Raw genomic sequence first — 20,792 nt, forward strand, 5'->3', positions numbered from 1 at the left:
TCCCGTTCCTCGATGCGATGCGTTCGAGCCGCGCGCGAGCCCAGACGACGCCGTCCCCGCGCCGCATCATGTTCGTGTTCCAGGCGAACGGCGACGAGACGGAGAGGCGCTTCGACGCCCGCGGTGAGACGAGCTTTCAGCTCGGCGAGTTCCTCGCCCCGCTCGAGCCGTACCGCGAGGATCTCCTCTTTCTCAACAACCTGCACAAGCACTTCTACGATCTGCCGGAGTCCGAGCGGGCCGACAACCACCAGCAGGGCGGCAGCTCGCTCGCCCCGTGGAAGTCCGGCACCGGGTCGTTCCCCATCGGCGGCACCGAGAGCACCATCGGTTACGTGGAGGGGCCGAGCGCCGACTATGCGATCGGCGGTCGCGTGCTGGAAGCCAACGAGAGCCTCGCGCACCGGCACCTCGTGTACCGCGTCGGGGACAAGTGGAACGACATCTGGAACACCCACTCCCACGCGGGGCCCGCGGGCGAGCAGAACCCGATCCCGCCGGAGACCGACCCGTACGAGGCCTACGCCCGGATCTTCGCCTCCATGCCCGGCGACGGGGGCGCGCAGCAAGAGGTGCTGAGGCGCCTGGCGAAGAAGCAGTCGGCCATCGATCTGGTGCGCGAAGAGGGGAACTCCCTCCTCACCAGGGTTGGCGCCGAGGACCGCGCCAAGATCCAGCAGCACCTCGACGCGATGCGCGACGTCGAGCGCGCGCTCCAGGCCGGCAACGGCGCGGCCGCCTGCGTGCAGACCCCGCTCGGCGAGAAGATCAACCCCTACGCCGACGAGAACCACGCGATCATTGGCGAGCTGTTCTTCAAGATCAGCGCCCTCGCGTTCGCCTGCGATCTGACGCGCGTGGTGCATTTCAACTGGAGCGGCAACACCAGCAACCGCGTCTACTCGAACCTGGGCCTCAGCGATGGGCACCACGACATCTCGCACAACAGCGACGACGACTCGTTCGCCAAGGTGCGCAAGATCCACAGGCACCTCTGGGAGCAGAACACGAAGCTCTACGAGATCTTGAAGAACACGAGCGACGGCGACGGCACGCTCTGGGATCATACGCTCGTCGTGCACTGGAACGAGCTCGGGCAGGGCGACAGCCACAGCATCGAGGACAGCCTGGTCGTCCTCGCGGGCAAGGCCCACGACTACTTCCGGCGCGGGCGGTTGGTGGATTTCCGGGGCGATCGCTCCTTCGCCGACATGCTCGTGAGCTGCTTCCACTACATGGGCTTCGAAGACGTCAAGAGCTTCGGCGAGGGCGTCTTGAACACCGGGGGCGCCCTGCCGCTCACCTGAGCAGGCGCCGTCTCCTCGACCTCCTGGCGAGCGCGCGTCGCTGGAAAGAACCCCACAGGAGAGTCGAAGCCTACTTGATCGATCCAGGTTGTGCCTCCGCGCCGGCGCGGTAGCGCTTTGGCTTGCCGCTCCGGCGTGCTTCAGGCAAGGAGCGCCCGCGGCGCGGAACGCAGCGCATGTGGCGCCCCGGCTCCGCGCGTCATCTCGCGACCAGCTGGGTTTATGACTACCTCCCGGGTAACAATCTCTGGATTCGACATCGAATGGGACCTGAAAAACGGCATTAACCTGTGGGCCGGGATGCCTACCCTGAGCATGTGGATCCCGAGCACGGTGGCCGGCCTGATGTCGGGCATGGTGGCGATGGTGGGGGTCGAGCGCTTCAACCTGTGTCTCCAGCTCGGGGGACAGCAGAGCGTCGATGGCGACTGGTCGGTCATCGGCGCGCATCCGAGCTTCGAGGAGGGCATGCGTCAGATGTCCGAGATCGCCTGGCCGGCCGGGTGGGGGCGGTGGGAGGTCGTCGCGGTGGACCGCGAGCGCCGTGAGGCCCGGTACCGCACCGTCAACAGCTGGGAGGCAATCTACCAGCGCGCGCTGGGGGTCAGCTGGGGGAGCGCGATGATGGCCGGCAAGCTGGCCGGGATCACCGAGCGCCTGTTCGGGGTGCCTTGCTGGGCCGAACAGACGGTGTTCGCGGCGCAGGGCGCAGCGTACGACGAGTTCCTGGTCCGCCCGACCGACAAGACCATCGAGGCGCGGCTTTCGGCGCTCCTCGAGGCCGATCGGGGCACGAGCTCGGATCTCGCGGTCGCGCTGTCCAGGCTCAGGAACGAGGTGGCCGAGCGGGAGAGGACCGAGCTCGCGCTGCGCGAGAAGCTGGAGCTCATCCAGCTGCAGGAGACGGCGCTCAGCGCGATGGTGGCGCCGATCATCCAGGTGTGGGACGGCGTGCTCACCGTCCCTGTCATGGGAGTGCTCGACAACCAGCGCGCGTCCGCGCTGATGGAGCGGCTGCTCGGCGCGATCGTCGACAGCCAGACGCGCCACGTCATCCTGGATCTGACCGCCGTCGAGGCGGTGGACACAAGCACAGCCGATCACCTGATCCGCATCGTGCGCGCGGTGGAGCTGCTCGGCGCCCGCGTTGTGGTGACCGGTATCCGGCCCGCGGTGGCTCAGACCGTCGTGTCCGTGGGCATGGATCTCGATAGAATGATCACGCTGCGCAACCTGCAGGAGGGCCTCAAGGTGTGCATGGCCCCCGGCGCCGACGCTGCTCCCCGCCCGAGCGCCCCGTGAAGCGCGCTCGTCCCAGGTGACAGACGCGCTGTCCACCTCCTGGAACAGCGACATCACCTCCATCCGCTCCACAAAGCATCCGCCATCGAAGGGGCGAGCTCCTCCCACAACCTGCGGGAGCGCTCCGTACGTTTTTCCAGGTGAGCGCTCTCTCCACGGGTGCTTCACTGGGCGGCATGTCGATCATCCAGCCTTGTTTCGATCGGTCGGTCGTCGTCCGTGGCGCTGACGCTGAGATCGTCGGCTCTCCCGCCGCGCGGATCCAGCTCCTCGCGGACAGCAGCGCGACAGGCGGAGCTCTCTCCACAGTACGTGTGACGCTCGCGAAGGACGCGGACGGCGCGCGGCCCCATCGTCACGACGCCTCGGCCGAGATGTTCTATGTGCTCGACGGCGCCGTGCAGGTCCTCTCGGGGAGCGACATCGTGACGGCCGAGAAGGGCGATCTTCTCGTGGTCCCTCCGCGGGTCGCCCACGCGTTCGCCGCCGCGCGCGGCAAGGGCGCAGAGCTCCTGGTCGTCATCACCCCAGGGGTCGAGCGCTTCGACTACTTCCGCAAGCTGACGCGCATCGCCTACGGCGAGGAGCCGCCCGAGACCTTGCGCGACGTGCAGGAGCTCTACGATACGTACTTCCTGAGCAGCCCCGAATGGGAGACGGCGCGCCGATGAGCGGGCCTCCGGTTGAATCGATGTCTCCCGGAGGGAGACCGCATCGGCCGCTGGGGCGCTCGGCGACGCCAGTTTCGTGGGGTATTTCAAGCCAAGGTCCGGGCAGCTGCTGTCTCGTTGTCTCTCGCTGTCTTGTGACAGCGATGTTGTGCCGCGCTTGCTCTCGCGACCGCGACGCGTCCGGCGCTTGACGGCGTCGGCGATCGCCTGGATAAGCTGCCGCATGAGATCCGCGGCGCTCGCGCTCCTCGTCGGGGCCGCGCTGGGCAGCTTCGGTCGTCCCGCAGGTGCGGCCCCGCGCACCTCGTCGCTCGCGTGGGTGAGGATGCCCGGGGCCGAGGCGTGCATCGACGCGCGGACGCTCGCGCAGGCCGTGGAGCGGCGGCTCGGGCGCGCGGCGTTCGTGCCGCCCACCCGCGGCGAGGTGGCCATCGAAGGGCGGATCGAGCGCTCGCAGGAGGCGGGCGTCTGGCGGGCGACGATCCGGGTCTTCGGCGAGGGCGGTGCGGCGATCGGGTCGCGGGAGATCGAGGCCGAGCAGGTCGATTGTCGGACGATCGACGATCAGCTCGAGCTCGTGATCGCATTGCTCGTCGACCCGGACGCCTCGCTCGTGCGCCCCGGCGGCCCGGCCGCGGCCGCCGCCTGGGGAGCGCCGGGCACGGGCGCGGCGGCGCGGCCTGCCCCGCAGCCCCCGAGCGCGACGAACGCTGCCGCGCCTCCGGCGTGTCCGCCTGCTCCAGCGGCGCCGAGCGCTCCCTGGCGGGTGGGAGGCGCGGTGGAGGCGGTGGGCGGGCTCGGGCTCACGCCTGGGCCCGCGAACGTCGGGGTCGGGGTTCGCGCGCACGCGACGCCGCCGCGCGGGCCGGGGTTCGAGCTGGGCGGCGCGCTGTGGAAGAGCTCGGTCGCGGGCGAGGCGCCCGGATCGCCCGCGTTCTTGCTCGCGTACGGGAGGCTGTCCGTGTGCCCCGTCGAGATCGCGCGCGGCGGGACGGCGCTCTCGGGCTGCGCCGGCGCGATGGTGGGATCGCTGCGCGTCGAGGGAGCCGCGGTGCCGAGCAGGTTCCGCCACGAGCGGCTCGTGTTCGATCTGAGCCTCGACACGCGCGTGCGGCGGCGCTTCGTGGGCCCGCTGTTCGGGGCCGTCGGGCTCGGGATCGCGGTGCCGATCGTGCGCGATGTGTATTTTTACACCGACGAGGCGGGGGAGCGGCGCGACGTCTTTCATGCGTCGCCGGTGTCGGCGATCCTTGACCTCGGCCTCGGCCTCGAGCTGCCGTGACCGGGCCACGTCGATTGTCTCAAAACACGCCTGCCAGGCGTCCACTCACCCCAGCGCATGCCCCTGCTCGCCACCGCGTGCGAAGACCCGCCGCGCGCGATCGCCGCGCAGGGAGGCCCGGCCCCGTCCTTCGAGCAGCTCTTCTTCGATCACGCGCCCTTCGTGTGGCGGGCGCTGAGGCGGCTCGGTGTCCACGAGGCCGACGCGGAGGACGTCTGCCAGGAGGTCTTCATGATCGTCCACCGTCGCCTCGCGAGCTTCGAGGGGCGATCGTCGGTCCAGACGTGGATCTACGGTATCTGTGTCCGGGTGGCCGCCGATTACCGCAAGCGCGCCCACCGGCGCCGTGAGTCCACGCGCGCCGAGCTGCCCGAGCAGGTAGCGCCCGAGGACCAGCACGGGGCGCTCGAGGAGCATCAGGCGCGCGCGCTCCTCGACGCGTGCGTGCAGACGCTCGACGACGACAAGCGCGCGGTGTTCGTGCTCTTCGAGCTGGAGGAGCTGCCGATGACGGAGGTCGCCGAGGCGGTGGGCTGCCCGCTCCAGACGGCGTACGCGCGGCTCTACGCGGCGCGCCGGGTGGTCGAGGCCGCCCTGCGGCGCGCGACGGCCGGGAGGAGCGTGCCTTGAGCAAACCGAAGGATCCGCCGCGGCTCTCCGACGCGTCCTCTGGCACGACCGGCGCCGTGCGCGCCGTCCTGCGCGCGGGCCAGCGCGAGCTCCCGGGGCCTTCGGAGCTCGCGCGCCTCGCCGCGCGCCTCCCGCTCGGGCCGCTCCCGCCCTCGGGCGGCTCGCCGCCGGGCGCTTCGCCGCCGGCCGGGGCGCCCCAGGTCGCTTCGCCGCCCCCGTCGCCTCCGGTCGCGCCCGGGCACCTCGCCGCCGCCGCCGGGCCTTCGGTGATCTCCAGCGCGCTCCTGGGCGCGCTCCTCGGGCTCGGCGTCGTGGGCGGCGTGTGGTGGCGCGACGCCGCTACCGAGCCGCGCGACGCCGCGCCCGGCGCCATCGCGGTCGCCGCGGGCGCGAGCGCCGCTGGGCCGAGCGTCGCCGTGCCCGCGCCCACCCCCTCGCCACCCGCGGATCCCGGCCTCGATGACGCCGGATACGCTGGACCGGAGGCCGCCCGCGGCGCGGCGAGCGAGCCCGCGAGCGCGATCGCGCCGCACGGCGAGCTCCTCCCGCGCGCCAGCGCTGCAGCGCGGAGCGGCGAGGAGGCGGCGATCCCCCTATCGGGCGCGCTGAACGGCGGGGCTCCCGCGAGCGCGGGCCCTCTTCCCGCCGGCGCCGCGGAGGAGGCGGAGACCGAGATCCAGCTGCTCCATCGCGCGCAGGACGCGCTCGGCACCGACCCGGGTTCGGCCCTCGCGCTCACGGTCGAGCATGCGCGGCGCTTCCCCGCCGGCGCGCTCGCTCAGGAGCGCGAGATCATCGCCATCCGCGCCCTGCTCGCCCTCGGCCGGGCGGCCGAGGCGCGCGCCCGCGCAGCGAGCCTGCTCGATCGATTTCCCGGCTCGGCATACCGCGGCAGGCTCGAATCGCTCGGCCTCGCGCAACCATCGCCCAAAAATTGAACTGGTCTCTCCACGTACTCAACGACCGCACGATGCGGTCCTTTCGATGGAGACAACCCATGTCGAATCGCTTCTCCTCGCGCGCCTCGCTCCCGTGGCGCGCCGCGAATCTCTTGCGTGCGGCGGTTCCACACCGACGATCCGTTCGGGAACCGCATCGAGATCATCGACGCAGACGCGGGCTGAGCTGCTCTCCACGCCGCCACCAGCGCATCGGCCTGCCCCGCGCGCGCCCAGCGCCTCACCCCTGAATCACGTCGTTCGCCTTAACACGACTTAACGGTGGGCGGCCTCGGTCCGCGCTATTCAGCGCCGCGGGGGAAAACATCGCTCTCAGGAGAATCCTTATGATCGAGAAGAGCACTCTGTCGATGCAACCCTGTTCTCTCCGTCCGTCACGCGCTGTCCTGCCGCGAATTGGCGCGGCGATGTTGCTCCTCGGAGCCCTCGGCGCCGCCGCATGCACCGCCGGTGCCAGCGCGGACGAAGAGGAGAGCCTCGGGGTGGCGAGCCAGCGCGGAACTTACGATCTGACGAGCAGCTACACGGGCACCGTCGGGGATACCCGCGGCTGGCTCATCGAGTGGCAGGTCCCCGAGCTTCTGAACGAGTCCACGGCCTGGACCGCGGTGGGCCAGTGGTACTACAATCTGGAGTCCGGCATTTACCACAGCCCGGACGGGTGGTTCGTCTACTACTTCGGAGATGACAACGGCGTTACAGGGAATCATTCGAGCTGCAACACCCAGTGGGGCTCGGGGGGCACCTGCGGCGGCTCGCTCGGCGATCTGCAGCCCGGGCAGCAGGTCGTCTTCAAGTACGAGTGGTGCACGCCCGAGCGCGTCGCGAGCGTGACCGGCGCCCAGCTCTGCCTCTATGTCGACATGAAGGACGGCGCCGGCTGGCAGTTCCTCGCCCAGGACGCGCGAAGCACCGTCGAGATGTACGCGCACGACATCGAGCATTTCGCCGACGTGGGCCCGCAGTACCCCGAGCCGCAGGTCTCCTGCGAGGCGCCCATCAAGATGCTTCGCCAGCAGGTGAAGACGACCTCGGGCGCCTGGCAGAACATGTCGGGCGCGAGCACCTGGTCATTCCACGACGCCGCTCCCTACGTCTACCAGAACAAGAACCTCAGCGCGTCGCCGTCGACCTGGGAGGCCTGCACGTCGCCCGCGAACTCCTGCAGCGGCGTGCCCGCGTGGTTGTCGGCACAGGTGTATACGCCCTCCACGCTGGTCACCGATGGAGGCCACCTCTGGTCGGCGACCCAGCAGATCTGGTGGTCGCACCCGAGCTGCCCGCCCAGCAACCCGACCTTCTGGTGCCCGGCCGAGTGGGCCGACCTCGGGCCCTGCGACTGATCGCGGAGCCCGCTCCTCAGAGACGCCAGCGGACGGCGTCTCCCCCTCTCTCCTTGACCCAGCCCACCCGTCCGGAGCGCAGAGCCGACCTCAGCGCTCTGCGCGCCGGCTCGCCGCGATGCGCGTGATGAGCTGGTGAATCCGCATCTCCAGCTGTCGCGCGGTCTGCTGGAAGGCCATGCGCAGCGCGGGCTCCGAGCCCACGACCGCGGTCGGGTCGGAGAGGCTCCAGTGGAGCCTCTCCGGGGCGCCGGGGAAAGTGGGGCACACCTCGCGCACGCGGTCGCAGACCGTCACGACGTAATCGAAGCGCTGGCCGGCGAGCTCATCCATGTGTTTGGATCGCTGCCCGCTGGCGTCGATGCCCATCGACGCGAGGGTGCGCACCGAGAGGGGGTGGATGATCGACGGCTCGGAGCCCGCGCTGGACGCCTTGATCCGGTCGTAGCTCAGGTGCCGCAGGATGCCCTCCGCGAGCTGAGAGCGCGCCCTGTTGTGGGTACAGAGGAAGAGAACGTGAGCCTGCGCCTCGGCGCCGCTCGCCGCCGGTGTCCTCGGGGCGGCATGGCCGGCGGACGAAAGCGCCGGCGCTCTCACATCAATGCTCGTCGTGCTCATCTGCGCCTCCTCTTCGTTGCATTCGCGCGTGCGCCGCCGCGGGCGGGCCGCTCGTCAGGCTGTCCGGTGGAGCGATCGGCCCATGGCGAGCGCGATGCCGCGCTCGACGGTCGGTCGGACCGCGAAGCCGCCGAGGCTCGCGCCGAGATCGACCAGCGCCCGCGCGACCTCCGGGCGGATCCCGGTGATCACGGTCCGAGCGCCCAGCAGGTGGAGCCCCTGCGCGATCCGCGAGAACCCATCGATCGCGGGCGGATCGACCGCGGGCACGCCGGTGAGATCGACGATGGCCGCGGTCACGCGGCCGCGCCCCGCGCCGTCGAGGAGCACGCGGCGGGCCTGGCTCAGGCGCGCCTCGTCGAGCCGACCGATGAGCGGCATCACGACCACACCGTCGGCGACCGGGATGAGCGGCGCGCTGAGCTCTCGGACGAGCTCCCGCTGCGCGCTTATCGCGGCCTCGAGATCCGCGCGAAGCCGCTCCAGCTCGCGCACCTGGCGCGCCGACTCCTCCATCAGCACGATGCGCTCCGCCACGGCCGATGCCTGGTTCGCGAGGCTCGTGATGAGCCTCATCTCCTGGGCGCTGAAGCGGCGCGGCGCCGGCCACGCCAGGAGCAGGCGCCCCGACAGCCGCGCTCGGAGCAGGAGGGGCGCAGACAGCACGCACCGCCACCCCGCCGCGAGGAGCGCCCGCCGCGATGCCGCGTCGATCGCATGGCTGTGCGCGACGTCCTCCGAGATCACGAGCTCCTGGGCGAGCAGGAGCTGGCGCAGCGGGGACTCCCGCAACGAAAAGCGCTCCTGGATGCCGGGGAGCTCCGCGCCGAGCGGCCACGCCGCGGCGAGCTGGGCGGAGGCGGCCGCCTCCTCGCCTCGGCCCGTGAAGGTGACGAGCATGCACACCTCTGCGCCGAGCGGCAGGGAATAGCCCGCGACGATCTCCGCGATCTCTTCCAGGCTCGCCGCGAAGCTGAGCGCACAGCAGAGATCGTAGAGCGCCGTGAAGCCGACGGCGCCGGTCGCCGCCTCGGGCTGGGTGGTCTGCTCCAGCGTCTCCCGCACCATGGCGTCCAGGCGTTCTGCCAGCGCCCATCGCTGCTCGTGCGAGAGGCCGGCGCACGCCGCGTCGTCTGCCTTCATCGCCGTTGTCAGCGCCTCGACGAACGCACGCGACTCACCGTCGTTCCAGCGCGCCAGCGTCGGGGCGCCGGGCGGGGAGCAGGGGATCTCTGTAGGTGGCTCCTGCACACCGTCTACAGAGCGAAGTGCGAGCTTGCTCGTCATGTCTGGATTTGCGCAGAGGGTGCGAGGCCATGATGCAGCGCATACGTCTCCTGTGCAATCAACATCTCAGCGGCGCATCTGCCAAAACGATTTTGCGGCGATGTCACCGGAACGATGCCGAAGTCGCGCATTGTTCGATGATTTTGCGCCGGGGTGAGGTCTGCGCGCTGCGCGTGGTGACAGGAGCTCCGAGAGCATTCCTGGGGTGTCGATCGAACTCTCGAGTTGACGTCGCCTCTCCGGAGGGGCGGGCGCATAAGAGATCTCCTGTCACGTGAGGTGGGCGTGGTCATCCGCTTTTCGATAAGACTGTTGGGCTCGCTCGCCGTCATGCCGTGATGGCTCCCGGTGACCGCGCCGCGGCGCGCAGAGGAGGATGGGCGGCGCTCCGCCGTCGGCGGCAGGGCTGATCGCGGCGCCGGCAGCCTCCACGGCTCCCCGGCGTCTGCCGCCGACGCGGCGTGCGCTCTGGCGCGCGGCGGGCGCGCTGTTTAGGATGGCGCGTCGCGGAGGCAGGATGGGTCAGATGGACAGCGAAGCTGACGGTCCGGCTGCCGAGGGGTTCGGCGGCACGGACCGCTTCCAGATCCGCGCCCGCCTCGGTGCGGGCGGCATGGGGGTCGTTTATCACGCTCACGATCGGCTTCGCTGCGCCGATGTGGCGCTCAAGACGCTGCTCCGGATGGAGGCCGCCGACATCCTCCGCCTCAAGAACGAGTTCCGCGCCATCGCGGACATCGCCCATCCGAACCTGGTGACGCTTTACGAGCTCATCTCCGCGCAGGGGCGCTGGTTCTTCACGATGGAGCTCGTCTCCGGCGTGAGCTTCACCAGGTACGTCCGCGGGGGCGAGCTCGCCGCCCCGGGCTCGCCGGCGCATGTCCCGGAGCCGACCTCCCCCGCGGCGGCCACGACCCGTCAGGCGAACCTCGACGGCCGCGCGCCCTCGCCCCGCGACGACGACGCGGCGCCGACGGCCTCCGGCGGCGAGCCCGCGTCACAGCCCAAGGTCGACGTGGCCCGCCTCTGCCAGGCGCTCGAACAGCTGGTGCACGCCGTCGAGGCGCTGCACAGCGCGGGCAAGCTGCACCTGGATCTCAAGCCCTCGAACGTGCTCGTGGCCCAGAGCGGACGGGTGGTCGTGCTGGACTTCGGCATCGCCCGCGACACCGGCGCTCGCAGGACGGCGCTCGCGACCGCCGAGACAGACGCCCCCGTCGCCGGGACGCCCATCTACATGGCGCCGGAGCACATGCGTGGAGAGCTGTCCGCCGCCGCGGACTGGTACGCGGTCGGCGCGATCCTTTACGTATCGCTCACCGGCCGCACCCCGTTCAGCGGCAGTCTCTTCGACATCGTCGAGGCCAAGGCGTTCGGCGAGCTGCCGCCGCCTCACCTCATCGCGCCGGACGCACCTCGGGCGCTGAGCGATCTGTGCCTGCAGCTCCTCCAGCGCGACCCGCGCGCGCGGGCCACGGGCGCGGACGTGCTGCGCGTCCTCCGCGAGGCGGCGGTCGCCCTCGCGGCAGCGCCGGGCGCCGCTCCCCGGCCCGGCGCTCCGCCGCCTGGCGGCGAGGCGCCGACGCCGCTCCCTCGCGCGCTGTTCATGGGACGCGGCGAGCAGCTGCGAGCGCTCCAGGGAGCGTTCGACGAGACGCGAGCTGGCCGCCCGGTGGCGGTTTACGTCCATGGCCGCTCCGGCATGGGCAAGTCGGCGCTGGTCCAGCATTTCCTCGACGACTTGCGCAGCCGCCGCGCCGCGGTGGTCCTGGCGGGCCGGTGTTATGAGCGCGAGTCCGTCCCGTTCAAGGCCTTTGACAGCGTGCTGGACGCCCTCTGCCGCCATCTCAAGCGGCTGCCGCGCTCCGAGGCCGCGGGCCTCCTGCCGCGCGGGATCCACGAGCTCGTGCGCGTGTTCCCCGCCCTGCGCGTCGTCGCGGCGATCGAGGACGTCCCGCGGCGCGCCTTCGAGATCCACGACGCCCAGGAGCTCCGGTTCCGCGCGTTTCGAGCGCTGAAGGAGCTCCTGTCGGCGCTCGCCGACAAGGGGCCGCTCGTCGTGTCCATCGACGATCTGCAGTGGGGCGACCGCGACAGCGCGCTGCTCCTCGCTGACCTCCTCGGCCCGCCCGATCCGCCCTCGATGCTCATGCTCGGCGTGTATCGGTCCGAGGACGAGGCATCGAGTCCATTCCTGCGGGAGCTCTTCGGCGCTCCGGCGCCCAGGTGGACGGGGGCCACCGAGCACCGGAAGCTCTGCCTCGGCCCGCTCGCTCGTGAAGAAGCGGAGTCGCTGGCTCGCTCGCTCCTGGGCGGCCACGGCCCCTCGCACAAGGCGTCGGATCTCGCCCGCGAGTCCGAGGGCAGCCCCTTCTTCCTGGCGGAGCTCGCGCTTCACCTGGGCCGCACAGCGCCGGTTCACCCGGGTCACGAGGACGCCTGTTCCCCGGCGCCGCCCGTGTCGCTGGAGGCGCTGCTCCTGGCGAGGTTCGCGGATCTGCCGGCGGACGCTCGGCGGCTCCTCGAGGTGATCGCCGTCGCCGGGCTCCCCATCGAGCAGCGCGTCGCGCTCAGGGCCGCCGGGTTGCAGGGGGACGCCGCTTCGGCGCTGCACGCGTTGCGGACATGGCACCTGGTCCGCACCGGCGGGCTCGAGGAGGCCGATCCTGTCGAGGCGTACCACGACCGGGTGCGCGAGGCGGCGTCCGGTCAGATCGAGCCGTCGCGGCTCAAGGACCATCACCGCCGCCTCGGCGAGGAGCTCGCGGCCCTGGGGCGCGCTGATCCCGAGCAGATCGCGCGTCACTTCCATGGCGCAGGCGACGTCGACAGGGCGGGCGCGTACGCTGCGGAGGCGGCGGACAGGGCCGCCGCTGCGCTCGCGTTCGAGAACGCGGCGCGGCTCTACCAGCTCTCGCTCGACTGCGCGCCGGCGGGCAGCGAGCGCCGGCACGGGCTCCTCTTGCAGCTCGGCCATGCGCTCGCGAACGCGGGCCGCGGCGCCGACGCCGCCCGCGCCTACCTCGGCGCGGCGGACGCCGCGGCGGCCTCTGTCGTCCTCGACTGCAAGCGCCTCGCGGCCGAGCAGCTCCTGACGAGCGGCCACACGGAAGAGGGCGTCGCGGTGCTCCGGGAGGTGCTCTCCGAGACGGGCTTGCGTTACCCCGAGACGAAGCGTCGCGCCCTCGCCGCGGCGCTCGTTCACCGGACGCGGCTCGCCCTGCGCGGCTTCGGGTTCAAGGAGCGCGACGCGAGCCAGATCGATCCCGGCGAGCTTCGCCGCGTCGACGTCTGCTTCTCTGCGTTTCTCGGGCTCTGCGCGGTCGATCCGGTGCGCGCGGTGGGCTTTCACGCGCAGCACATCCTCCTCGCGCTGGCCGCGAGGGAGCCGGGGCGCGTCGCGCTCGGGCTCGCGTTCATGGCGCTGTTCGCGTCGATCATCGGCAAGTCGGCGGGCAGCTCCGTGGAGCGCGCCATCGCCGCGGTGACGCCGCTCCTCGAGCGCTCCGGCGACGCGCGCGCCGAGGGCGTCCTCCGGATCCAGCGGGCGATCGCCGCTCACGAGACGTCGTTTCGAGAGACGGTGATGCACGCAGAGGAGGCAGAGCGCATCTTCCGCGAGCGGTGCACCGGGGTGGCCTGGGAGATCGGCACGGCGCAGACCATCTGCATGATCGGGCTCAGCAAGCTCGGCGATCTGAGGAGGCTCGCCCAGCGCCTCTCCACCTGGATCAAGGAAGCGGAGGCGCGCGGCGACAGGTATACCGTCACGTCGCTGCGCATGGTCACGGGGGGCCACACCCTGGTCGCGCTCGCCGCGGACGACCCGGCGCGTGCGCGCGCGGATCTCGCGGAGGCCCTCGCGGCATGGCGGCAGCAGGGGTTCCAGCTGCAGCACTTCTTTGGGCTCTTTGCGGGCGTGCTCATCGATCTGTACTGCGAGGACTCAGGCGCCGCGTGGCGCCGGCTGACGGCCGCGTGGCCGACGGTCGAGGCCTCCACGTACCTGCGCATGAGCCCGATGCGGATCGGCGCGATCGAGCTGCGCGGGCGGGCGGCGCTCGACGCGGTCGCGAGCGCGGCGGATCCGGCCCCGCTGCTGCGCACCGCGGAGCGCGTGGCCGGCGTGCTCCTGCGGGAGCGGGTGGGCTGGGCGAGCGCCCAGGCGTGGCTCACGCTGGCCGCCGTCGCCTGGACGCGCGGCGACGCGGCGCTCGCGCGCACGCACCTGGAGGCGGCGATCGCCGGGTTCGACGCGAGCGAGATCGGGCTGAGCGCCGCGGCGGCGCGCAGGCGGCTAGGGGAGGTGCTTGGCGGTGATGAGGGCCGCGCGCTCGTCCGGACGGCCGACGACGCGATGGTCCGTCTCGGCGCCAGCCGTCCGGATCGGATGACGGCCCTGTTCGCTCCCGGCTTCGGCGGTCGCTGACGCCGGGAAGAGGGGTACCCGATCCAGCACGACGCCCCCGCGGTGAGCTCGATGAACTCGTCGTTCAGCCGGCAGCTCGGGGCGGCGCATGGCGTTGTCGGCCGGGAGGCGGCGCGCGCCGGGTTGCCTGCGTCAGGGCGTCAGGGCGAAGCAGTAGATGCCGCCGTAGCCGCCGCCGCCGCCGACGGTGTTCGAGCCCTGCTGGGGGCCTCCTACGTCCACGATGGTGACCCCCGGCGCGCACCCCGGTGCATTGTGAGACGTTATCCAGTGGGACCCGCTCCCGCCCCCGCCCGGGCCGCCGCCGCCGCCCCGCGGCCACGAGTGTCCAAGCTGCGGTCCACCCTCGGCCCTGTCTCCCGTCTTGGCCGTCCAGTCCTTGCACGTCGCCGTGGCGCCCTGGAGCTGCCCCTGGGCGTTGGAGCCCGTCAGGGTGTCGTGGTTGTCGACAGCGGGTTGGTTTGGATCGGGCTGGTGGTTGGGGACGCCGTCCTCGTTCGGCAGATCGTTCATGATCGCCTCGTCGGCCCCGCTGGGACGCGTGTTGAGCAGCTCCTCCTTCTCGTTCGCGACCAGCCGGCCGAGCCGGTCGTACCAGGGCCCCTCGCCGATCCGGTCGATCGCGTTGACCTGCTTCCCGTCCTCGCCTGCCGCGGCGCTCAGGAACGCGCGCCACATCTTGCTTCCTGCGCCCGGGAGGCTCTTCTCGGCGATCGTCGCGCAGATCTTGTCCGCGCCGCGGAGACCGGCGCCTGCCCCCGTCTCCCCGAAGCGGAGGTCGCCCCCGAAGCCGTCCTGGGAGCCCGACAGCTCCCGCATGGCGGCGAGGCTGGTCACGAAGAAGCTGAATTTCTCGGTCGTCCCGCCGCCTGAGGTGGACGAGGTGGTGTCGCCGCTCGAGGTGGATGAGGTGGTGTCGCCGCTCGAGGTGGATGAGGTGGTGTCGCCGCCGGAGGTGGATGAGGTGGTGCTGCCGCCGGAGGTGGACGAGGTGGTGCCGCCGCCGGAGGTGGATGAGGTGCCGCCGCCGGAGGTGGATGAGGTGGTGCTGCCGCCGGAGGTGGATGAGGTGCTGGTCGATCCATCGCTCGAGGCGTCCGCATCCGAGTCTGAACCGGAGCAGCCGACCACGTGCGAGAAGAGCGCGAGGGTCAGAGGCAGCATCAAGTGGCGATAAGTGCGTGTCATGGTCTCCGTTTCCTTTCTCGTGTTAAGCAGGAAGGGCAGCCGCGGAGCGGCGAGGGTCACTGGCATGGGAGGGCGCGCGGCAGGTCCTGCCCTCGGGGCGCTGCGTGCTGTCGTCGCAGGAGGTGAGCCCCGCGATCACCAACGGCCGTTCGATCGGGGACGAGATGACCCGATCGACCCGGCCGGGCGCGATCGCCGTGGAGCCCACCGCCCTGCGCCCCCCGAGCCCGACGTGTGGTTGCTGCCGGCCGCACCCCCGAGATCGAGCAGGCGAAAGACAGGGGGCTGCGACCCAGCCGAACGCGCCGGTGCCCCATCCGCCTGGCGAGGGGAATTTCTCAATTCGGCAAACTTTTTGCAACACCCAGATGGCTATGTGGCGACGCCGCGGCGTCGAGGGTCAATCTTTTTTCGCGGGCTCTTGGATGTGAGGTCCCGCCCAGAAGGTCGCGCTCTGTTGCGCGTGACGCCTTCTCCGCCACGAGCGCGTTCGCCGTCGGTCGCGCGGCGAGATGGATCTCTGAGCGGACTGCGCGGCGCGAGCTCCCGTCCTCCAGAGCCGCTTTCCGTCATCCACCGAGGTCGTGCCGGTTCGCGCCCTCTGGTAAATTTGGAGCTGAGATCGATCCTTGGCTCCCCTTTTGGCTTACGGAGGTTCCATGTCTTCTTGTTCCCGCGCGCTCCCGCCCACGCTCGCCGCCCTCGGTGTCGCCGCCCTCGTCTCGCTGCCCGGCCAGGCGCGCGCCGACGACGATGCTTTCGCCATGTCGGTCGGGGTCTCCGTGTCGGTCTCCTTCGGCCAGAAGCTCGCCTTCGGTCTTGGCGCCGACCTCCGCGGGACGTTCCTCATGGAGGGCAGCTTCGCAGGAGCGTTTGACTCGGGGCACATGGGATTCGGTCCGTTCGCGCAGGCGACATGGCTCGACTTCTCTGCCGGCCGCTTCGCGATCGGTAGCCACGGCGGCGGCGATACCTCGGGCAACTCCCCCGAGGTCGCCTGCAGCATCGACGGTGAGCTCGGCTGGACGTACCGCACCCGCATCAGCGACCAGTTCCCGGCGCAGCACGGCCTCCACGTCGGCGCGATGGCCAGCCTGTTCGAGCCGGTGGTCGTCGATTTTTCGGCGCGCGCGGTCATTCCGGTGTCGGGCGAGCTGTTCGTCCCCGAGGGGATGTTTGGCATGGGTGTCCGCGCCAATCGGCCCTTCGGAGAGCGGTCCCATGCCATCGACGGCCGGCCGCTGCGCACGGCCGATGGGGTGGTGCTCCCGCCGGTGCTCGGGCTGGGCCCCGCTGCGTCGCCCCCGGCGCGGCTCGATCGCGCGACCCGGGCGGCGCTCGCGGCTGCGTGGCTGGACAGCGCGCGGGCCGAGTGCGGCTCGATCCCGGCGTTCCTCGCCCTCGCGCGGGACCTCGCGGCGGTGGGGGCGCCCGCGTCGCTCGTGGCGCGGGCGCTCGCCGCGCTCGGCGATGAGGTGCGCCACACGGCGCGGTGCAGCGAGATCGCGAGCGCGCTCGCGGGGTGGCGCCTGAGGCCAGCGCTTCTCCCGCCTCCGGCGGCGCGCGACGCGGACCGGCAGGCGGCGCTCGTCCGGATGGCGCTCGAGGCGTGGCACGACGGCTGTCTTGGCGAGGGCGCGGCGGCGGCCCGGGCGCGCCGGTCGCTGGCGGGCGCGAAGGACGCGGGCGTGCGCACGGCGCTCGGCGAGATCGCGCGCGACGAGGCGCTGCACGCCGAGCTCGGGTGGCGCGTGCTCGCCTACTGCCTGGCCGAGGGTGGGCGCGAGGTGCGCGAGGCGGTCGGCGACGCGATGACCGGGCCGGCGCCGGCGCCGCCGGCGGACGACGCCGAGGTCGAGGGCGAGCGGAAGGAGGTGCAGGCCTTCGGCCGGCTCCGGCGCGCGGAGGCCGACGCCGCCTGGGACGAGACGTGGGCGGCGGCGCGGCGCGACGGGGAACGGATGCTCGTCGCCGCGTGAGCGGCCGCGGCGAGCGCGCCTGAGGGAGAAACGAGCCGGGCGGAATTTTCCGCTTGCACTGCTTCCTCACGCTTTCGTCTACTGGGACGATGCGCACGTGGACTCATCTCTCTTCAGTGCTGGTGATAGCGATCCTTGCGGCCGTCCCGGGATGTGGAGATGACGGAGAGCCGTTCGAGGGCGTGGTCCTCGGCCTGACCGATCGGTACGTCACCGAGGGCGGCGAGATCACCGTGAGCCGGGACATGTCGAAGTACGAGTCCGTCGAGGCCCAGGTGATCGCCGCGGACGGCGCGGTGCAGACCTTCCCGGGCGCGCTGTCGGCTGACGGCTCGCGCTGGGAGATCCCGGCGGTGCCCGAGGGCGAGTACTGGATCGTGACGACCACCGCGCCGGACGAGCGCGCGACGAACGCGCCGAAAAGCCGATCGATGCTGCAGGCGACGGCGCGCACCGTCGATTTCGGTCGCGCGTACTCCGGGCGGCCCGACAACGGCAACGCGACGCAGGACACCGAGGCTGCGCTCACCGCGGACGGGCTCAAGCCCTGGCACCAGTTCAGCTTCGACACGGAGGGCGCGGTGGTCCAGCCGCTCCAGGACAGGCTCGAGCTCTACAGCTTCAATGTCGACGCGCTCGCCTCGCTCGTCCCGGAGGAGGGGACGAAAGGCGCGCCCGCCGACGGGGACACGGCCTGCTCGGGCTGGGCGTTCAACTGGCGGGCGAAGGTCTTCCCGGCGTCGCACGACGGCGGGCGGCCGCTGGTCGACGGCTCCCAGGGCGATGTGCTGCACGTCACCCAGCTCATCGAGCACCAGGTGGGCTCGCCGCCGGAGGAGGCGGACCCGCACGATCCCTGGTCCTCGTTCACCTACGAGGCGGCGGAAGCGTCGTTCTCGACGCGGGAGGTGAACATGCAAGACGGGGAGGCGATCGCCCTCGGCGGCTCGTTTGCGCCGCTCGAGCTGTCGAGCTTCGCGGCCGATCTCAGGATATCGCGGTTCATCGCGCAGGTGACGGCGAACGCGCCAGCCGTCCTCTCGAGCACGGTCACCTCGATGGCGATGTACCAGGAGCCCGGCACCGGCGTGCCCCTTTATGGAAGCACACCCACGTTGCTTCAGGCGCAGGTCACGAGCGGCCAGGAGCCGGTCGACCCGATCTGCTACTCGACGGACAACACATGCGAGCCCGAGCTCTGCCCGGATGGGTGCAACGCTGCCTTGACGACGTTCCACCCCGGCGACCACGCGGCGACGTACCAGTACGGCAATCCGTACGCCGAGAGAGGCATGGAGCTGCTCGACGTGAGGGTGACGTTCCGCACGCGGGTGATGCATCCCGTCGATGAGGTCCAGGACAGCCTGCGCGGCTTCGTTTCGGTCGCCACGAGCGCCGAGGACGCGAACGGCGCGGCGGTGGAGCCGCTGCTCGGCTTGCCGCGGGATCCGCGGATCGACGGCGTGAGCCTGCCAGTGGACACGGTGACCGAGGGGGCCGGCGCGACACCGACCATCACCTTCGAGCCGCCGGACCTGGGCGCGCCGGACGGCTATCACGTCGTCGTCTTCCTTTACGATGACGTCAAGGACGCGGACGGCGCGGTGCTGAGCCAGCGCACCAGCGTGCTCAGCGTCGACACCACGGCGACCACGGTCAAGGTGCCGGAGGGCGTGCTCGAGAGCGGGCGGTACTACAGCGTGCAGATCACCGCGTACCTGGGCACGCACACGCGACAGGCGCCCTTCAAGTACCGAGGAGCGACGCTGGCCCAGTCACAGACGTACACGGGCATGTTCACGCCCTGAGGGCGGGAGCCCGCTGGCGCGCGCGACAGCGACGGAGCCCGCTGCTACTCGACGTCGGAGTCGCCCGCGAGGATCGGCGCGGCGTCGCCTGCTTGCTGGGCGGACCCCGCCGGCGGGTCCATGAGGGGGTCTTTCCGGAAGTTGCGCTTCGAGAAGAGGAGGACCGCGTGCGCCGCCGCGTCCGATAGCTGGTCGAGCCCGGTGGCGCTGTTGTTGGCGAACTTATCGCACTTCAAATGGTAGCAGTCGTCGTACTGCTCTCCGGCCACGCCGCCGAAGCGGCGCGCCTCGCCTGCCGTCTTCAAGCCGCCAAAGCCGCTGTGCACTCCGCCGACCGGGATGTTAATGGCCTGGAACGGAGCGTAGTCAGAGCGACCGTCGAGCGGCGCCGGCGCGCTCGCGAGCCGCTGGGACGCGAAATAGTCGGTGAATACCTTCGCGATGGCGCGCGAGCCGCTCGGAGCGCCGGTACCGTTGTGCACGAACCGGACGAAGTTCGGCGAGCCGAGCATGTCGAAGTTCAGCATCACCTCGATCTGATCCCTCTCCTGCTGTGAAAGCCCCGCCACGTAGTGGTCCGCGCCGAGGTGGATGGTCCCTTGCTCCTCGGCGCTGAACCAGATGAAGCGCAGCTTGTTCCTCGGCTCGCGTCGCTGAGAGGCGAACGCCTCGGCGATCTCCAGGATGGCAGCGGAGCCGCTGCCGTTGTCGTTCATCCCAGGGCCGTTCTCGACGCTGTCGAGGTGCGCGCCGACCACGATCACATGATCTGGATCCCCGTCCAGCGTCTCCGCGATGACGTTGCGCGTCTGCCGGCGCTCCGCGAACACGTCGGCCCTGAGGCGCACCGTCAGACCGGTTGGGCCGTTCAAGACACCGTTCCTCAGGGTGTCCCCCACGGGAAAGCTGGTGATGATCGCGGGCACCGGGCCCTGGGGAGCGCCGAGCGTGCCGATGCTCAGGTGAATCCGGTTGGGAGTCCCCGTGTTGAAGATGATCACGCCCGCAGCGCCGGCAGCCAGCGCGTTCTGGTATTTCTGCCTGAACAAGCAGCCAGGACCGCCACGTTGAATGAGCGCGATCGCTCCTGCCGGGAACCCCGCGAAGTCTTCTGGCCGGCAGCCGCTGGGTGGACCGGGGTCGGGTCGAGACGGCACTTCCAATGCAACCGCGTAGAGCGGCGCGGTCACGTCACCCGAGCCGGAATATCTCATCGTAGCATAGTCAAGACCAGCCTCGAAGGTCACCGTGCTGGGCGATACGACATGGAACATCGGCGGTGTTCGGTCGGTCGAGAGCTCGAATTCGAAGTGGTCATCGCTCACGTCGTACCCCGCCGCTGCCGCTCTGGCAGCGACGTAATTCGCCGACGTATCGTGGCCGGGCGTGCCGGCGATCCGCTTGCCTCCGTTGGCGTCCGCGATCCACTGCAGCGCGAGCTGGTGCTCGCGAATCCCCGCCAGGGTCACTGCCCTGCGGAACCCTGCCGTGTTCTCGGGCTCGTCGGCGAGGACCGCGCTGAGCGGCACACCGATGGCACACCCGATCAACAGAGCGAAGCCAGAGCCCCAGAGCACTCTCGTATGCATCGCTGTCAACCTCTCGCTTCGATATCGTCACCCGTCGCGAGCCCGGCGGGCAGGGCATCGCCATGTGCATGCATGAATGCAACAGAGGAACGCCCGGGCGAGGCGAGCTCAACTCCGTGTCAGCATGCGGAAGCACCAGCGCTGGAAAGCGTGTGCGTCGGTGCAGCTGCGACGGGACTTCTTACGGCCGGCGCGCGCGAGGAGCGATGGAAGAGCGCTTGCCAGTCGGCGGTACTCTACCGTCGGTTCCCTGCTCGTCAAGAACTCGCGTTGTACCTGGTTCGAGGGTCGAAGGCCGGGACATTCCGCTTCGTCCCGCACGCGGCGCGAGCGACTGGGGCGCTCTTACGGCGCCTGGTGATCGGAGTATGCTTGACGGGGAGGAGGGGTGGCAAGGGGC

15 protein-coding genes are annotated in these 20,792 nt (G+C 71.0%); 11 read left to right on the forward strand and 4 right to left on the reverse strand.

Translation table 11 applies throughout. The annotated features are described in order from the left end of the window. Positions 1-17: 17 nt before the first annotated feature. The 7 genes from WME79_RS03785 (at position 18) to WME79_RS03815 (ending at position 7,494) form a co-directional block, all read left to right on the forward strand. Positions 18-1,307: a DUF1552 domain-containing protein gene (locus tag WME79_RS03785; RefSeq protein WP_437532003.1), complete on the forward strand. Its 1,290-nt coding sequence runs from the start codon at positions 18-20 to the stop codon at positions 1,305-1,307. Between the two features lie 300 nt (positions 1,308-1,607). Further along, entirely contained in the window at positions 1,608-2,609 is a 1,002-nt protein-coding gene (locus WME79_RS03790; protein ID WP_437532006.1) for an STAS domain-containing protein, read from the forward strand. Positions 2,610-2,785: 176 nt separating this feature from the next. Then, positions 2,786-3,280: a cupin domain-containing protein gene (locus WME79_RS03795; RefSeq protein WP_437539753.1), complete on the forward strand. Its 495-nt coding sequence runs from the start codon at positions 2,786-2,788 to the stop codon at positions 3,278-3,280. A gap of 223 nt (positions 3,281-3,503) precedes the next feature. Beyond that, the gene (locus WME79_RS03800) at positions 3,504-4,562 is read left to right on the forward strand and encodes a hypothetical protein (protein ID WP_437532008.1); all 1,059 of its coding nucleotides are present in this window, start codon (positions 3,504-3,506) and stop codon (positions 4,560-4,562) included. A 57-nt stretch (positions 4,563-4,619) separates the two neighbouring features. Next, positions 4,620-5,192, forward strand: a complete 573-nt coding sequence (locus WME79_RS03805; protein WP_437532011.1) for an RNA polymerase sigma factor — start codon at positions 4,620-4,622, stop codon at positions 5,190-5,192. Then, on the forward strand, positions 5,189-6,130 hold the full coding sequence (locus WME79_RS03810; protein WP_437532014.1) for a hypothetical protein: 942 nt from the start codon (positions 5,189-5,191) through the stop codon (positions 6,128-6,130). Before WME79_RS03805 ends, WME79_RS03810 begins: the two co-directional genes overlap by 4 nt. A gap of 428 nt (positions 6,131-6,558) precedes the next feature. Further along, complete coding sequence (locus WME79_RS03815; protein WP_437532016.1) at positions 6,559-7,494, forward strand: hypothetical protein; 936 nt, start codon at positions 6,559-6,561, stop codon at positions 7,492-7,494. Positions 7,495-7,584: 90 nt separating this feature from the next. Here WME79_RS03815 and WME79_RS03820 read toward each other — a convergent pair whose 3' ends face one another. Then, positions 7,585-8,112: an arsenate reductase ArsC gene (locus WME79_RS03820; protein ID WP_437532019.1), complete on the reverse strand. Its 528-nt coding sequence runs from the start codon at positions 8,110-8,112 to the stop codon at positions 7,585-7,587. A 54-nt stretch (positions 8,113-8,166) separates the two neighbouring features. Beyond that, positions 8,167-9,399 carry a GAF domain-containing protein gene (locus WME79_RS03825; RefSeq protein ID WP_437532022.1) on the reverse strand — a complete coding sequence of 411 codons (1,233 nt, stop codon included), beginning with the start codon at positions 9,397-9,399 and terminating at the stop codon, positions 8,167-8,169. Positions 9,400-9,925: 526 nt separating this feature from the next. Between WME79_RS03825 and WME79_RS03830 the strand changes: the two genes are divergently transcribed. After that, positions 9,926-13,828 (forward strand): serine/threonine-protein kinase, encoded by a 3,903-nt coding sequence (locus tag WME79_RS03830; RefSeq protein WP_437532025.1) that lies wholly within the window; start codon positions 9,926-9,928, stop codon positions 13,826-13,828. A gap of 132 nt (positions 13,829-13,960) precedes the next feature. Here WME79_RS03830 and WME79_RS03835 read toward each other — a convergent pair whose 3' ends face one another. Then, complete coding sequence (locus tag WME79_RS03835) at positions 13,961-14,665, reverse strand: hypothetical protein (protein WP_437532028.1); 705 nt, start codon at positions 14,663-14,665, stop codon at positions 13,961-13,963. Here WME79_RS03835 and WME79_RS03840 point away from each other — a divergent pair. The 3 genes from WME79_RS03840 to WME79_RS03850 all read left to right on the forward strand — a co-directional run bounded on the left by WME79_RS03840 (position 14,646) and on the right by WME79_RS03850 (position 18,803). Beyond that, positions 14,646-15,005: a hypothetical protein gene (locus WME79_RS03840; protein WP_437532031.1), complete on the forward strand. Its 360-nt coding sequence runs from the start codon at positions 14,646-14,648 to the stop codon at positions 15,003-15,005. The two genes, WME79_RS03835 and WME79_RS03840, sit on opposite strands and share 20 nt — an antisense overlap. Positions 15,006-15,675: 670 nt before the next feature. Then, a complete protein-coding gene (locus WME79_RS03845; RefSeq protein WP_437532033.1) occupies positions 15,676-16,995 on the forward strand; it encodes a hypothetical protein in 1,320 nt (439 codons plus the stop codon). A gap of 122 nt (positions 16,996-17,117) precedes the next feature. Then, complete coding sequence (locus tag WME79_RS03850) at positions 17,118-18,803, forward strand: hypothetical protein (RefSeq protein WP_437532036.1); 1,686 nt, start codon at positions 17,118-17,120, stop codon at positions 18,801-18,803. 44 nt (positions 18,804-18,847) lie between these two features. Here the strand turns inward: WME79_RS03850 and WME79_RS03855 are convergent, their stop codons facing one another. Then, positions 18,848-20,392, reverse strand: coding sequence for a M20/M25/M40 family metallo-hydrolase (locus tag WME79_RS03855; protein ID WP_437532038.1), 1,545 nt, complete (start codon positions 20,390-20,392; stop codon positions 18,848-18,850). Positions 20,393-20,792 lie beyond the last annotated feature (400 nt).

This window comes from Sorangium sp. So ce726 (assembly GCF_051521405.1).
Taxonomy (GTDB): Bacteria; Myxococcota_A; Polyangia; order Polyangiales; family Polyangiaceae; genus Sorangium.